The 16,613-nt window shown below is 48.7% G+C and carries 5 protein-coding genes; 1 reads left to right on the plus strand and 4 read right to left on the minus strand.

Annotated elements, in window-relative coordinates; translation table 11 throughout:
• Nucleotides 1–198: 198 nt before the first annotated feature.
• The 3 genes from QT974_RS05915 to QT974_RS05925 form a co-directional block, all read right to left on the minus strand.
• Nucleotides 199–1,533: a hybrid sensor histidine kinase/response regulator gene (locus QT974_RS05915; RefSeq protein ID WP_442933156.1), complete on the minus strand. Its 1,335-nt coding sequence runs from the start codon at nucleotides 1,531–1,533 to the stop codon at nucleotides 199–201.
• 107 nt (nucleotides 1,534–1,640) lie between these two features.
• The gene (locus tag QT974_RS05920; protein ID WP_333467596.1) at nucleotides 1,641–5,759 is read right to left on the minus strand and encodes an ATP-binding protein; all 4,119 of its coding nucleotides are present in this window, start codon (nucleotides 5,757–5,759) and stop codon (nucleotides 1,641–1,643) included.
• Between the two features lie 476 nt (nucleotides 5,760–6,235).
• Nucleotides 6,236–11,917: a PAS domain S-box protein gene (locus QT974_RS05925; RefSeq protein ID WP_333467597.1), complete on the minus strand. Its 5,682-nt coding sequence runs from the start codon at nucleotides 11,915–11,917 to the stop codon at nucleotides 6,236–6,238.
• Nucleotides 11,918–12,141: 224 nt separating this feature from the next.
• On the opposite strand from QT974_RS05925, the gene QT974_RS05930 reads away from it, so the two are divergent.
• Entirely contained in the window at nucleotides 12,142–15,957 is a 3,816-nt protein-coding gene (locus tag QT974_RS05930; RefSeq protein ID WP_333467598.1) for a glycoside hydrolase family 2 protein, read from the plus strand.
• Between the two features lie 121 nt (nucleotides 15,958–16,078).
• Here the strand turns inward: QT974_RS05930 and QT974_RS05935 are convergent, their stop codons facing one another.
• Complete coding sequence (locus QT974_RS05935) at nucleotides 16,079–16,324, minus strand: HNH endonuclease (protein WP_333467599.1); 246 nt, start codon at nucleotides 16,322–16,324, stop codon at nucleotides 16,079–16,081.
• Between the last annotated feature and the right edge of the window lie 289 nt (nucleotides 16,325–16,613).

Genomic DNA, 16,613 nt, shown 5'->3' on the forward strand with positions numbered 1-16,613 from the left:
ATAAGTTATTAGTTATAATCCCATATTGAATGCGGTCATGCTTCGCCCCTACAAACATATTTGCCTTGCACCAGATGCACCCGAGGAAGAGAAGAGAGACGAATACAGGACGATGAAGAGCGGATTTGATATAACCTCATAACTAAAGCCGATACCAGTCAAGCATAAATGGTTTGATTCCCGTACTGCGCAACCCAACTACAAGCTGTCAACTGTCATAACAGATATCGGAATCTGCAAAATAAACTCTGTCGGGCCGCCGACAGCAGAAATACAACTAATTTGACCTCGATGTTTTTCCACTACAATATCGTGACTGATGGCCAACCCCAATCCAGTACCGCGGCCCACAGGTTTCGTAGTAAAAAATGGGTCAAATATCCGGTGGCGTACTTCTTCGCTCATCCCGCAACCGTTATCGGTAATGTGAATCATCACGGATTGGGATGTTTGATTGGGAAATTTTGAATCAAGATTGTGCGGCGCAGGTTCTGAGTCAGAAGCTAATGAAGTCTTGATGGTAATTTTTCGGGGATAGGGTTGAGCTTCTAGGGCATCTATCGCATTAGTTAGCAGGCTCATGAACACCTGATTTAACTGACTGGCGTAACAGGTGACTTTGGGCAGTTTATTGTAGTGTTTGATGACTTCTATATCACCCGCAGTGCTTGCTGTTTTGAGCCTGTGTTGCAAAATAACTAAAGTATTGTCAATGCCTTCATGAATATTCACTGGTTTGTACTTTTCTTCGCCGAGGCGGGAGAAGTTGCGAAAAGACAGCACAATCTCGCTAATTCGAGAGGCACCATCTTTCATTGAGTTTAGCAGTTTTGGATAATCGTCTGCGATGAAGTCGGGTTGAATTTTGTTTAATTCGCCGACAATTTCTGCCACGGGCTGCGGGTAGTAATGTCGGTACAATTGCACGAGACGAACTAAATCTTGTGCATAGTCGCCCGCCATGCCAAGATTGCCATTGATAAAGTTGATGGGATTGTTGATTTCGTGAGCGATTCCTGCTGCTAGTTGCCCTAAGGAAGCCATTTTTTCCTTTTGGATTAACTGAGCTTGAGTTTTTTTGAGTTCAGTTAAAGTTTGTTCGAGTTGTTGGGCGTAGGATTGTGTTTGCTGGAACAACTGGCGCTGCATCAGTTGATTTGAGACGCGCACCATGACTTCTTGTTCCTGAAAGGGTTTGGTGATATAATCTACACCGCCAACTTCAAAGGCTTTGACTTTATCGAACACTTCGTTTAAAGCACTGATAAAAATTATAGGAATGTCTTTGGTTGCGGCAGAATTTTTCAATGCTTGGCAGACTTTGTAGCCGTCCATACCTGGCATCATGATGTCCAGCAAGATTAAGTCGGGAGGAGTTAATTCGATCGACCTTAGAGCGAGTTGTCCGTCTGGTGCGGTGCGTGTTTTGTAGCCTTGCTTCGAGAGTATTTTTGCTAGCAAGTGCAAATTGTTCGGCACGTCATCAACAATTAAAATATTCCCTTTGAAAGCGGGAGTTGCTTCGTAATTCATGTGATGTCCGGTAAAATAACCTTGATAGGTTTGTGGTGAGGAATCTAATTCCTCCTCAAGCTCGTGGGGCTTGCATTTTTGATTGCTAAGCATATCTAATATTATTTTTATTTGGTTTCGGGACGGATGAGAGCTAGTATTTGATTGAACTGAAACTCGTTAGCTAATGCGGTGAGAGCGCTAGCTAAAGATCGATCGCCAATTTGCTCTATTTGACTGAGAATCAACTCTAAATCGCACTCAATTGTTGCTTTCTCTAAAGCTGCTAGCCAATCGGCTGGTAAACCGGCAAGAGTCTCGGAAGTCGGAGCCTCGATTGAAGTTGGCTCTGGCACAGTTTCCGGTTCTTCGTAAATGTAACGCACTCCGAGATGTTTATGAAGGGTAGCAAAGATTTCTGCCTCTGCAAAGGGTTTGTGGATAAAGTCATCGCTATTATCTGATGCAGTAACGGTTCGTGCTTCCTGGGTGTTATCGGCACTCACGGCAATAATCGCGGTAGTTTGACCTTTTACGGTGGCTTTAATGCGTTTCGTTGCTTCACCTCCATCCATCACCGGCATCCACATATCCATAAAAATTAAGTGGGGCTCAAAACTCGAACACACTTCTATTGCTTCTTGGCCGTTGCTGGCTTCTTGGATCTCAAAGTCAAAGCCTGCAAGCATTTTCAGCAGCAGTTTGCGGTTGTCCGATCGATCGTCCACAATCAAGATCCGGTAGCGCGGCTGGTTGGGTTCTAGGGCGATCGCCCGACGCGGTGGCTGTACCGATTCAACATCCGTTGGATCGACAGGGCTGACGGGGATATCGAAGGCGAAGGTAGTGCCGCTTCCTAGTTGACTGCGCACAGCAATCGCGCCGCCCATCAGCTTGACAAAGTGTTGGCTGATGGCCAGCCCCAAACCGGTTCCCTGCTGCGATTTTTCCCCGGATTTGGTTTGCACAAAGGCTTGAAAAAGCCGAGCTAATTCATCAGCAGCCATGCCGCACCCTGTGTCTTCTATTTCAAAATGTAATTTGTAATTGATTGGCAATTGCTGATTTTCACCCTCCCAAACCGTGCTTATTCTTAGGGAAATTCTTCCCTCTTTTGTAAATTTAATGGCGTTAGAAAGCAGATTAGTTAAAACTTGGCGCAACTTCAGTCTGTCGGTTTGTACGTACTGGGGAACATCGCTAGCAGACTCACATATTAACTGCAATTGTTGCTCCCGTGCCTGGAGTTGAAATATCTCTTTTGCCTCGTCGAGCAGGTTGCTTAATTTAAAATTTGTGGGGTCGAGGGTAATGCGTCCCGCCTCTATTTTGGCTAAATCTAATATTTGATTGATCAGAGTTAGTAAGTGCTCCCCGCTGCGGTTGATGATGCGGATATTTTCTTGTTGTTCGGCGTTGAGGTTGGTCGATCGCTGCATCAATTGGGAGAAGCCGAGAATTGCGTTGAGCGGCGTGCGGAGTTCGTGGCTCATATTTGCCAAAAAAGTGCTTTTGGCGAGGTTGGCGGCTTCTGCTGCTAAGGCGGCTTTTTGGAGCTGTACTGCTTGCTGTTGACTGGCTTCGAGGAATTGAGATTGTTGTAGGGCGATGCCTAGTTGAGTGCTAATTTGCAGTGCAATGTTGATTTCGGCTTCGCGCCAAGTGCGGGGCCCAGTATTTTGATAGCTGGCGAGCAAACCCCAAATTTGACTGCCGCAGAATATGGGGCAAATAATGTAGGCTCTAGCTTGAAATTGCTCTAACACTTCGACGTAACAAGGAGTAAATCCAGCGGTGTATATGTCTTCAACCATGCGGTAACAAACACCTCTATCGTAGATACCGACTTGATTTTCTTGTATATAGGTATCTCGTACTCCTTCACCGCAGGTTCGCAACTCTTTCGCCGCACAGCTAAAGTCGGCGGCGAGATTGTTTGGCAAATTAAGATCGTCCAATTGTTGCATTAGAGATATCCAGCCCGCAGCTATTGACTCGGCAACAAATTCGCCGCTCCAATCTGGATTAAAGCGATAGATAGCGACTCGATCGCAGTTGAGGGTTTGTCGCAATTCTGAGGTTGTAGTCTCGAAGATTGTGTGAATATCTAAGGACTGACGGATGCGATCGATCGATCGCCCGATCGCTTTTTCCCGCTGGGTGCTTGCTCGCAAAGCTGCTTCGGCTTGTTTGTGATCGCTAATATCCAAGACTGTGCCGAACCAACGCAGCAACTCTCCTGTTCGATCGAAAACTGGTTTCCCTCTGACTTCTAGGTAAGTGAGAGAGCCATCTCTGCGGATCAGGCGCAGATCGAATTCAAAGCTTTTTTTCTCGATCGCTCGATCGTGAATCATTGTCAGATAGAGCGATCGATCTTCTGGATGAAAACGCTTGATTAATTGTGCGGTTGTTGGCGGTTTTTGAGTCGGATCGAGCTCGAACATACGATATAGTTCTTGACTCCAAGTGCTGGTTGCTGGGGCTATATCGTATTCCCAACTACCAATACGGGCAATTTTTTGGGCTTCCAGCAGTCGGGCTTCCGCCAACTGGCGATCGCTAATGTCCCGAGCTACCCAAACCACGGAGTTATCTGAGAGCGGCGAGATTTTAGCACTAAACCAAATTTCTTGGTTGTTAATCAGCAGACTGTAATCAAAATTTATTGTTTGTTGGGTTGCTAAGGCCTCTCGAACTCGATCGAAATAAATCTCCTCGCTTTCATCCTGAAAAAATTGTTGGATGATTGAGTCGATCTGATTTGTCTGATAGTTGTATTGAAAAATTCCCTTGCTGGGTATAATTTGAATAGTTTTGGAGCGGGGCTCGAGAATCAAGATTATATCTGCGATCGCCTCGAATATTTTCAGAACTTGCTCGGTAGAAGTGTAAAGTTTTTGTTCTAGCAATTCGCGGTCAGCCATTTCATACTCTAATAGTTCGTTAGCACGAGCTAAGGCGGTGGTACGTTCGGTAACTTTGGTTTCTAAATTGTGATTGTAGTCAGTTAAGATTTTTTCTGATTGTTTGCGTCCTGAGATGTCAGTAAAAGCATTGATCGCATAAATAATGTTGCCGCCTGCGTCGAAGATTGGTGTGGCGCGTACCTCAAGATTAATAATTTCCCCATTGCGATGCAATTCTAAATCGTCAACGAGTACGGTTTCGCCGTGCAGCGCTCGGGAGGCGGGCAATTCTGCTGTTGGAAAAGGCTGGTTTTGGCGGTAGATTTGATAAACTTCTGCCATTTCTTCTAAAGTTGCGTCGGGGATATTTTCTACACCGGTCAAACGCTTGGCAGTTTGGTTTAAGTAGATGACTTTACCCGAGACATCGTGGATAGATATTCCCGCTGGTACGGCTTCTAAAAATTGCTTGAGTTGGCTCTTGCGATGCGTTAAAGCTTCAGTTAAAGATTTTTGGTCTGCCAAAGCCTGTTGCAGTTGCGCTGCCATGAGATTGAAGGAACTGGCGAGTTCTCCGACTTCATCGAAGCGTCTAATTTCTAAAGGTCGATCCCATTCTCCTTTTGCCAGATTTTGGGCGGCGGTATTCAAGCGCAAAATGGGTTTTGCGATCCAACGCACCGTCAACAATCCGATCGCGAGATCCAACACCAAAGTAACACCGCACAACCACAAGGTATTGCGGGTATTTGCTTGGATGGGAGCCATGAAATCCGACTCGGACACCATCACCACAATCAACCAATCCCAGCCGCGGGCATTTCGATAGGGAGTGACGCGGACAAACTGGGGAGATCCGTTAATGTTCAGGTTCAATTTCTGGGCTGTTTGCAGCGGGCCAATGTTGCGAAAGCGGTTGGCGAGTTGCTGAGCAATGTCTCGGGTGGGGATATCTTTGGTGTTGCTGGCTTGTACTGGCGTCGGTTGCTGTTTTGGGAGCTTGACCAGAGGTGTTTTGAGGGTGGATGCGGCCACCAGATTGCCCGATCGATCCATAATAAAAGTTTGTCCCGACTCAGAGAAGTGGAGGCGAGACAGAAAGTTATTGATTGACGGCCCGGAATTATCCGCGAGGCGATCGCGGGTACGCTCTGTTACTTGCTGCATTAGCTGCTGCGCTACATCCTCGACTGCTTCCCGGCCGCTTTTAAAAGAAAGAAAGCCTACTAGCCCGACGGCGCTGACTGTTAGCAAGACAAAGGGCACAATCAAAACAGTTCGCAGCGGAAGCTGGGGGAAAATTTGGGCTGCTGGACGGTTGAGGGGATTAAGGGGCATGGAATCACACAATTGGCCGGGGGGGAGGTTAATTGTTTTGAGTTTTTGACCTTTTTAGTTTAACGGTTTAACTTGGTGCTGAGCTGGGGGGAAGAAATACCGCGTCTATACAAAAAATCCGGCGGTTTCTAACCGCCAGAAAGTCAAACGATGTCCGCCGGACGCCGACGAAGAAATACCGCGTTTTATCAATAAAAACCTCGGCGGTTGGAAACGGCGTTTATACAAATAACCCGGCGGTTGGAAACCGCGTCTACACAAACGATGTCCGCCGGACGCCGACGAAGAAATATGATGGAATTTGATAAATGTGCGATGGATGGAGCCCCGCTACGCTACGGAATCTTCAACCCGCGCACCATCCGGGTTTTGTGTGTGTAGACGCGGTTTCAACCGCCGGGTTTTCAACCGCCGGGTTTTCAACCGCCGGGTTTCCAACCGCCGGGTTTCCAACCGCCGGGTTTTGTTTGTGTAGGCTACTTTGACATATTTAATTTTGCTAAGACGGTGGCGAATCGAGCAGAGTCGATCGGCTTTGCTAAATGTTCGTTGTAACCGGCCTCGATCGCCCGATCGCGGTCTTGTTGGCTAGCATAAGCTGTCAGGGCCACGGCCGGCAAGCGCTTGATTTTGTCGGATTCGGACGATCGCACTTTGCGGATCAGCGAGTAGCCATCCTCAACCGGCATCCCGATGTCGCTGACTAAAATATCTGGCGGCGACTGCTGTAAAATCTCGATCGCCTCTTGTACCGAAGCAGCAGCCATCGCTACCGCCCCCAACTGTTGGAGCGCCACAATCAAAAACTCGCGGTTGTCGGGTTCGTCATCAACTACCAACACCTTTAAACCAGCCAAATTACCCGGACTCACGGGAGGGAAATTGGTTTCTTCTCTTAACTGCGGCTGCTGGCTCCGGCGCTGTTTGAGCGGTAACATTACTGTAAATGTGGCTCCGAGTCCCTCTCCGGGACTTTCGGCGCGGACGGTGCCGCCGTGGAGTTCCACCAAGTGACGGACGATCGCCAATCCCAGTCCCAAACCCCCGTAAGCTTTAGTAATTGAGCCATCTGCTTGTCGGAAGCGATCGAAGACGTAGGGTAGAAACTCAGCCGAAATGCCTTTGCCGGTATCGCTAACTTGAATTTGCAGGTACTGATTGCTGGTGGGCGACGATCGGGAATTAGCAGCAGTTGCGCGATCGTCGTAGCTCAAATCGGCAAGCGAAAAGTCAAAATTCTTTGACAAGCGCAAGCGCACGCTTCCCCCGGATGGGGTAAACTTGACGGCGTTAGTCAGCAAATTCGAGACTACCTGCTGCAACCTCTGGGCGTCTCCCCACATCAAACTGACTCCCGGGTCAATTTCGTCAAAAACAGTCACAGACTTAGCTTGGGCGGCGAAACTGACACAACTGAGAGCAACTTCGATCGTCTTTCTCATCACAAACCAGCCGGGTTTGAGAATTAGTTTGCCTTGAATAATCCGAGAAACATCGAGCAAATCTTCGACTAGCTGCGCCTGCACCCTGGACTGACGCTCGATCGCTTCCAAACCGCAAGCTAAAGAATCTGCCGTGTACGGGCGGGTGCGCAGCATTTGCGCCCAGCCGAGAATCGCATTTAAAGGCGTGCGGAGTTCGTGGGAAAGAGTGGCGAGAAACTCGTCTTTCTGGCGGTTGATGGCTTCGGCTTGGGCGCGGGCTGTTTGTTCGCGATCGAGCAACTGGGCGAGTTCTGCCTCGACTTGCTTGCGATCGCTGATGTCGGCGACGATCGACATACAGTTAATGTTACCCTTGGCGTCGCGGACGGGAGTTGCCCACAAACCGATGTCGATCGCTGTGCCGTCTTTTCTTTGGCGTTGGGTTTCCACTCCCGCGATCCCGTGTCCGGCGCGAATTTTTTTCAAGTTCGCCATAAATTCCTGGCGCTTGTCAGCGGGAACGGTAGGCAAAAATTGACCGATCGCCTCTGATGCTGACCAGCCAAAAATCTTCTCGGCGGCGGGGTTCCACATTTTCACAATCCCGTCCTCGGCGTCTAAAACGGTAATTCCGAGGGGACAAGCTTGGATCAAGGCTTCTAAAGTTTGATTGATTTGCGATCGCGCCTCTTCTGCTTGTTTGCGATCGGTGATATCGACATTGACGCCGATCATCCGCAAAGGCAAACCAATCTCGTCCTGAAACACCTTAGCCCTGCAAGCAATCCAGGCCGTGCTGCTGTCCCGGCGACAAATGCGGAACTCGGTGTTTAATTCCTCTCCCGACGCCGCTGCCGCTTGCACCTGCTGTTCGGTGAGTGCGCGATCGTCTGGATGCACCATTTCTACCCAATTTTGATAGCTCTCGAAACCGCCGGCTGGCAGCCCGTACAAAGCCTCTAACTCTGGCGTACACGCGAGGGAGCCGGTTTGGATTTTCCATTCAAAAGTTCCGATTTTGCCTGCTTGCTGAGCAATTTGCAGGCGTTGTTGGTTGTTTTTGAGTTCTGCTTCCACTTGGGAGATTTCGGTCAAGTCGATGTAGAAGGCGACGATCGTCTCTGGTTGGCTTTTGTCCGGGCACAGGATCGTCGCGCCCATCAAAATCGGCACGCGGCTGCCATCTTTGCGGATGTACTCTTTCTTAAAAGGAGTTGCGACTCCCGACGCCCGCAGTTCCCCGGCCGCCCGGGAATCGAGGTGGATGTATTCGGGGGCTGTCATCTGGTTCCACCAGATTTTACCCGAGAGCACGTCTGAGCGGGTGTAGCCGACCATGTTGAGCAGGGAGTCGTTGGCGTAGGCGATGCGGCCTGTCAAATCGCCGATCGCCACTCCGAAAATATTTGAGTCTAACAGTCGCCGGAATAAAGCTTCGCTTTGCTGGATTACCCGTTTTGCTTGGTTGCGATCGGTGATTTCTGCTACCACGCTGCTGACGCCTAACAGCGTTCCCGATTCATCGCATACGGGATAAAAACTGACTTGCCAATCCCGCACTACGCCCGGCTGTTGGAGGGTTTCGGCCTTCATTTCCAAGTCGAGTACGGGGGTTTGCGTCGCCAGCACTTGCAGGTAAATCGGCTCTACCATATCTGCCAGTTCTGGAATCGCTTCTCTGACGGTGCGCCCGATGTGATCTGCGATCGTGCGGCCGTTGATCTGAGCCAGGTATTCGTTCATGCGGATGTAGCGCAAATTGGTATCGAGAAAGCACAGCCCGACTGGTGTGGTGTTGTAAACCAAGTTGAGTTCTGCTAATTGGTTGCGAATCCTAATATCGTTTTCTCGGAGCTGGTTTTGCGCTTGTTTGCGATCGCTAATATCGATCACGAAGAACGAGCCTTTGTCTGTGCATCCTTGCAAGTTTCCGGCGCCGATAAAAATTGGGAAGCGCGAGCCGTCAGAGCGGATAAATTCTTTTTCATAGGGCGTGCAACTTCCAAATTCTGCGACTTGGGTGATGGCTGCGCGATCGAGTTGGGCGTATTCCGGCGGCGTCAGATCGATCCAGCGAATCAGTCCTGAAAGCAAGTCTTCCCTCGTATATCCAATCATTTCCAGCAGGGCGTCATTAGCTTCAGTAATTGCGCCGCCCAGATCCCAGAAACCGATGCCGATCATGTTAGAATCTACCACGCTGCGGAAGCGCGTTTCACTTTCCCGCAGCGCTAATTCTGTTTGTTTGGCTGCCGTAATATCTGCGAGAATTATGCCAGCGCCAATGATTTCTCCCCTTTCATTTTTTACAGGGTAGTAGTTGGCGAGCCAGTAGCCGAAATATCCGGGTTTTCCCGGATGTTCGCCGCTGACTTCTACGTTTAAAACAGGTTCGCCGGTTTCTATAACTTGCTGAATTATCGGTGCTAATTTGGCGGCGGATTCTGGGAATAATTGGCGGAAGTCTTGGCCGAGATGCTGTTCGGCGCTCAAACCGTTGAGTTCTGCTAATACTTGATTGATCCGGATGTAGCGCATTTGGCGATCGAGAAAGCAAATCGCTAGGGGAGATGCTTCTAACAGTGCGTCAACTAAGGCGAAGGATTCCGATGTTTGAGATAGTGCTTGTTGCGCTTCTGCGTAAAGTCTGGCGTTGTCTAGGGCGATCGCCACGCGGTATGCTAAATCTTCTAACATTGCCATATCCGCTGCACTGTAGCACCGCCCCGACTTTGAGGTAAAGCAACTGAGCGCACCCATTACCCGCCCGCGCGCCTTCAGCGGTACGCAAGCGTGAGATCCGAGATTGAGCGATCGCAACATTTCAATTTCTGCTACATTTTCGGCTGCTGCTGCTAAAATCTCCTCATCCACTTCGGCAATTAGCTCCGATTTGCCGGTGCGAATTACCAGCGGATAGCCGTTAACAGCATCAGAGGCGATCGGGCTGCGGACTCTCAAGTTATTAATCCTATCAACTATAGAAGGTTCTGCGTGAGCTACAGCCACTCGGCGCACGTTTGAGTCGGTTTCGGTCAAATGGATGCAGCACCCGTCTGCGATGCTGTTAACTGCTAATTCAGCGACTTTTTGCAGCACTGTTTCCCCGTCAAACACATCAGCCAGAATTTTGCTGACTTCTGCTAAAAATGCCGATCGCTGTTGTTCTATTTGGGCTTTTTCCCGGGCTGCTTGCTCGATTGTCAACTGCACTCTTTGAGTTTCTGCAAGTTTGAGTTCTGTGATATCGCGGGCGACAATTAATGCCGATTCTGGTACGCCGTCAGAGTCAAGTTCGGGAACAACGCGAGATTGATATGTTCTGATGCCGTTGGTTGAGTAGGCCTGGAATTCGATGATTTCTTCTCGTCCAGTTGCTAACACTTTGTGCAGGGTTTCATCCCACATCTGGCACAGTTCTGGGGGCGTTCCTAGGTCTTCACTGGTTTTACCGAGGAAGAATGAAACTGGTTTTCCTTGGCTTCTGGCAACTGCTTGATTGACATAAATATAACGCAGTTCTTTATCGGTGCGGATAATCACATCGGGCGTATTTTCTAGCAGCGTTCTCAGTTGCTGTTCGCTGCTAGACAAAGCTGCTTGCGTTTGCTGTCTTTCGGTGACATCTCGCACCGTGCCCACGTGTCCGATCAGTTCGCCACAGTCGGAGAACATCGGCGAGGAAGCAACGTTAATCCAGCGGACAATCCCGTCTGCTGTTTGCAGGCGGTATTCGATCGCATATTCCCCACCTTGTCGAGTATAATCCAGCCACCGACTCAATACGTGCGATCGATCTTGCGGGTGAATGCAATTCTCCCAACCGTCTCCTAAAAGTTCTGCAAAACTCAAGCCACAAATCGATTGACAGCGCGGGTTTGTATAGGTGTAGCGCCCCTGGAAATCTGCCATAAAAATCCCCATCGGCGAACAGGAACTCAAACAGCGGAATCGTTCTTCTTGAGCTTGCAGCGCTTCTTTAGCTACTGTCAGTTCGGCCGTGCGCTGTGTGACGCGGTTTTCGAGCTGAGTGTATGATAAAGCTAGGGCTATTTCTGCTGATTTGCGATCGGTAATATCGATACCAGTTGCAATCACATATTCTACCAAACCCCGGTCATCGACCATCACCGTATTCGACCAAGAAATTAAGCGCTGGTATCCATTTTTGGTGCGCCAATAGTTTTGATATTCGCTCTGAAAAGGTTCCGCGCTAAGTTGGGCAAAAACTGTTTGAACAGGCTCAACTTCTTCGGGAAGCAAAAATATATCCCAAATACATTTATCTACAACTTCTGCTAGCAAGTAGCCTGTGTTTTTTTCGCAAGCTTGGTTAAAACGGACAATCCGTCCTTGGCTGTCGAGAACTACAATCAAGCAAGCCGTGGTGTCAGTTACTTTGGCAAGAATCTGACGTTCTATTTCTAGTTCTTGTTGTGCAGACTTTAAGCCAATATACCAAGCGCCAACCATGGTAGCGGCCAAAATTAAGATGATAGGAGTTGCCTGGAGTGCAAACAGTAACAGAGTTGTTAGCAGTAAGGCCGTGCCGGCGCTAAATGTAGCAATGTTATAAGATTTAATGGGTAAGGGCAAAACCTGAAACCGGCTCATTTTTTTTAACCTGTAGCGATCGCGCGATCGCACTATTCCTGTTTGTGTCGATCGAACAACATCGTCAAAGTAATTATGTGTTTTTTCTATACAAAACCACATTTGCGATCGTCGTGCCATCTTCCCAGAGGCAGATTTGCCGAAGTCAGTAGTCAGTAGTCAGCAGTCAGTAGTCAGTAGGGGCGGTACCCCGCCGTGCCCGCCCTCATCAGTCATCTCCCCATCTCCCCATTTCCCCATCTCCCCTTTCTCCAGTCGCCCAAATCCAGCAATTATACCTGCCGCAGCTTATGATAAATCAAGGGACAAATTCGATCGACTGATTTCTGGGAGCAACAATCGGCGTGAATCACAAGCTGGCAAAAATTATCGGATTATTCTTAGCCGCCGCCACAGTATTCGGATTTGTGGGTTACGCGCTGCAAAATCCCAACTCGGTGGGTAACTCCGGGATCTCGATCGGCTTCCCCAATCTTACCATTGCAGCTCTCGGGGCGATCGACAACAAACGCGACCAAATTTATCTCAACGGAAATTGGCAATTTGTCCCCGCAGTTGGCAACCCCCAAACCCCCCCCACATCAATTAGTTGGGGCTCCATCCAAGTACCCGGAAACTGGGAAGAAGAAAACAACGAATCAGTACCCGGAATCATCAGCCGCGGCACCGGCAAAGAGTGGGAAAACTTCAACAGCAAACAACTAATAAAAGCTTGGTACCAGCAAACAATCAATATTCCAGACAACTGGAAAAACCGCCGCATTTTTATCGACTTAGCCAGAGTCAGCACCGATGCAATCATCTTTGTTAACGGCCTTAACAGCGGTCAAATAGAATGGCCCTACGGCACAGTTGAAATTACCTCATTAGCCAAACCCGGTCAAAACACCATATCTATTTTAGTCGCGGCAGTATCCGAAGAAAAAGACAAAGCCGTGATTATGGGCCCCACAGAAATTTACACAGAAAAATCCAACTTGCAATCACGGGGAATCATCGGCGAAGTCCGGCTGTTTGCCGTTCCTCCAGGCCCGCTAATTAGCGACGCATTCGTACAAACTTCCACCCGCAAAAAACAAATTAAAATCGATGTCGAACTCAAAGACGTTACCCAAAACGGTCAAGTTCAACTCACCGCCAAAATGCTCGACGACCAAGGAAAAATCGAACAACAATTTACAACCACCGCCAGCGTTCAAGCCAAACAAACTCAAACATTAAAATTGATGTGGAACTGGCCCAATCCCCGCCTGTGGGATGTCGGCAAACCAAACCTTTACACCATGCAATTAGAAGTCAAAGGCAGCGGCATTGACACGCAATACGACCAACCTTTCGGCTTCCGCGAATTTTGGATAGAAGGCCGCAAATTTTTCTTAAACGGCACAGAATTGCGCCTGCGCCCCACCTTGCACGCAGACGGTGCTTGGGAAAGTGGCACAGTAGAAGTTACCGACAAATTAATTGAAGGCTACACAAAAGCAGGTTTTAACATCGTAGAAACCTGGCCTTGGGATCACGACGAACGCGGCAGGTGGCACTTCCGAGAACTGTTATGTGAAAGGGCAGACCTCAAAGGTTTTCCGGTAATGGCTCCCACATTAAACGTTACATCTATCGCTTGGAATGGCAAGTGGAAAAACCCCTATTTTGCCAACCAGTGGAAATCGCGAATGGCAACAGAAATGCGCCGCTACCGCAACCATCCATCAGTATTAATGTGGGCGACAAGTCCCAATTTTTTCGGCAACGCTGACGACCAAAATCCGCGTCGCATCGGCAAAAGAAAAATTGAAGGAACTCTCGGCAAGCTAGAAGACGAGCGCTTGCGAGCCAACACTCCCCTAGGTAACGACACTGTAGCTGCCATTAAATCTGCCGATCCAACCAGACCGGTGATGGTACACCAAGGAGCAAATATTGGCGACGTTTATGCGCTAAATTCTTATTTAAATATGATTCCCCTGCAAGAACGGGAAGAATGGATTTCCGAGTGGAGCAAAACCGGGGATATGCCCTACATGATCGTCGAGTTTGGTACGCCACTGTTCGCGACCATGATGCGCAATCGCCAAGGTTTCAATCAAGTGATTGTTAGCGAACCTTGGATGACTGAGTTTGCCGCAATTTATTTTGGCAAGCAGGCTTACGAGTTGGAAAGTCCGGCTTATAAAGCTAAAATTCGCGAGCAATTTATCAAGGGTCAGCAGTATCAAAGCTGGCACCTGAAAAAAGAGTTAGATTTTGCACCAGCCTTTCAAAAGTTGCAACATTTGTTCAGTACCAATACTTGGCGGAGTTGGCGGACTTTTGGAATGTCTGGGGGGATGATTCCTTGGAGTGACGGACACGGCTGGGAAGTTTCCGAAGCTGGCAAAGTTAAGGTGGATATGGGGGGATTTCAAGCGGGACGGCGAGGAGTTTATTTGAAGCTTGTCTCTAACAATTTTTTAAATTATTTCCAGCCGGAAGCTTACACTATTCATCCTGGGGGCGAGGCGATTATCAATAATAATAGCTCGACTTTGGCTTGGATTGCTGGCGCTAGTCCGGTGTTTACTTCCAAAGACCGCAATTTTTTTGCGGGCGGCAAACTTGCCAAACAAGTAGTGTTAATTAACGATACGCGATCGCCCCAAGAATTTGTATTCAATTGGCAAGTTTCGGTGGGGGGAGATCGAGTACACAAAGGCGAATATAAGGGGATAATTCAGCCAGCAGAGACGCAGTTTTTTCCAATTGACGCAAAATTGCCAAATAATATTTTTAGCAAGACTGACGGCGAAATTCGCTTGATGGCACGAGTGGGCGATCGGCCGCATTCCGATACATTTGCTTTCCGGGTGTTTGCCAACCAAGCCAAAATCAAGGATTCCGTAGCAATTTTTGACCCTGCGGGCAAAACATCAGCAATGTTAAAACAGTTAGGCCATCAGCTTGTCCCGTGGAACGGTTCGCAAGTTTCATCCCTATTAATTATCGGGAGAGAAGCATTTTCTAGCGGCGAAAAAATGCCCGGAAGTTTAGAAGACTTTGTGCGCAAAGGTGGCAAAGCAATCGTATTTTCCCAGCGCCCAGAATGGCTGCAAAACACAGGTTTCCGGGTGGGCGGACACGTCAGCCGTCGCGCTTATCCCGTTGACAGCAACCATCCCGCAGTTATTGGTTTAGACAGTGAAGATATGCGCGATTGGATCGGAGAAAGCACACTGATTGAAGCTTATCCAAATACACTCGAAAACAGAGCCAACTTTAGTCCGGCAAATATGCCTTGGTACGGCTGGCGTTGGGGAAATCGCGGCGGTGTCAGCAGCGCTGCAATCGAGAAGCCGCACCGCAGCGGTTGGCGGCCAATTTTGGAATCTGAGTTTGATTTAGCTTACTCCCCGCTAATGGAATTAGATTATGGAAAAGGGCGCCTGATTTTAAACGAAATGGATGTGGAAGACCATTATGCTGTAGATGGCGGGGCGGCGCAATTAGTGCAACAAATTGTAAGTTACGGGATGAATTCTCCGGTGGTGGGAAAGACAGATAAGGTAGTTTTAATTGGGGGAGACAAGGATGCGCAAAAGTTGGACAGTTTGGGGGTAATTTACCAGCGGGCTAGTGCCCTTTCTGGGGATGTTGGTTTGGCAATTGTCGGGCGGGAAGCGAATATCAAAGATGTCGATTTGCGCGGTTATTTGAATGCTGGCGGAAAGGCGTTTTTCTTGCCACGTCAAGCCCCCATAGCGGGTTTGGGAGTTGGTTTAGAGCAAGCCAAGGATTTCGGGGGTTCGCTGGCGGTTCCGAGTTGGGATGAGGTGAGGGGGCTGAGCAGTTCCGATTTGCGATCGCGCTCTTTTTATGATACTTGGTTGATTAAGTCTGGGGGAGAAATCGGTGCTGACGGTTTGTTAAGCCGGGTACAAGTCGGTAAAGGCGTGGCGATTTTCTCTCAGATTGACCCAGAAAGTTTGAATGCGGATAATAAGACTTATTTGCGTTTTACTCGCTGGCGGCAAACACGGGCAAATGCTCAGATTTTGGCTAATTTAGGAGCGAGTTTTAAGGCGGATGGATCTATTTTTAACGGTGCGAGTCGGGATTTTTATCACTGGGATTACAAGACAGATTTTGAGAATGGGGATGATCCTTATCGGTATTATCGATGGTAGGAGTTACCCGTCAATTTTTACCTCTTTTGACAATATCCCCGGCGAATAGAATTCGCGGCTATACAAACAATGTCCGCCGACGCGGACTGAAGAATAGAGGGGAAAAAGCCCGAATTTTGTATCACAGGTCAAACTGTCGCTTAAAGCGCGGGTCTAGTTTATCGGTTTTCCTTTGGTTGCACGTGCGGCACAGGGTTTGCAGGTTGCTGATGTCGTTGCTGCCGCTGCGCGCTAGGGGGATGATATGATCGATCGTCAGTTCTGCTTCTAGTTTGGTTTGACCGCAGCTTTGACACTGGTATTTGTTGCGAGTAAATACGTATTTTCTGACTTCTGGAGGGATAGTAATTCTGGGGGTTTTACTCATGATGTATTTTAACCGCAGATAAACGCGAATGAACGCGGATGTTTGATGGATTAGCTGGGTGAGTTTTCTTGATTGAGAAATTGGCGGCGCAAATCATCGAGGGGGGATTCTGGTTGGCTACTTTCTGACTCGTTGTTTTCTAGCAATAATCCCGGCGAATAGAATTCGCGGCTATACAAACGATGTCCGCCTCCGCGGACTAAGAATTAAGAATGTCTTCAACCCGCGGAGGCGGGTTTTGTCTGTGTAGCCGCGATTTCCAATCGCCGGGTTTCCAATCGCCGGGTTT

It is taken from the genome of Microcoleus sp. BM001215392, assembly GCF_036700185.1.
GTDB lineage: Bacteria > Cyanobacteriota > Cyanobacteriia > Cyanobacteriales > Microcoleaceae > Microcoleus.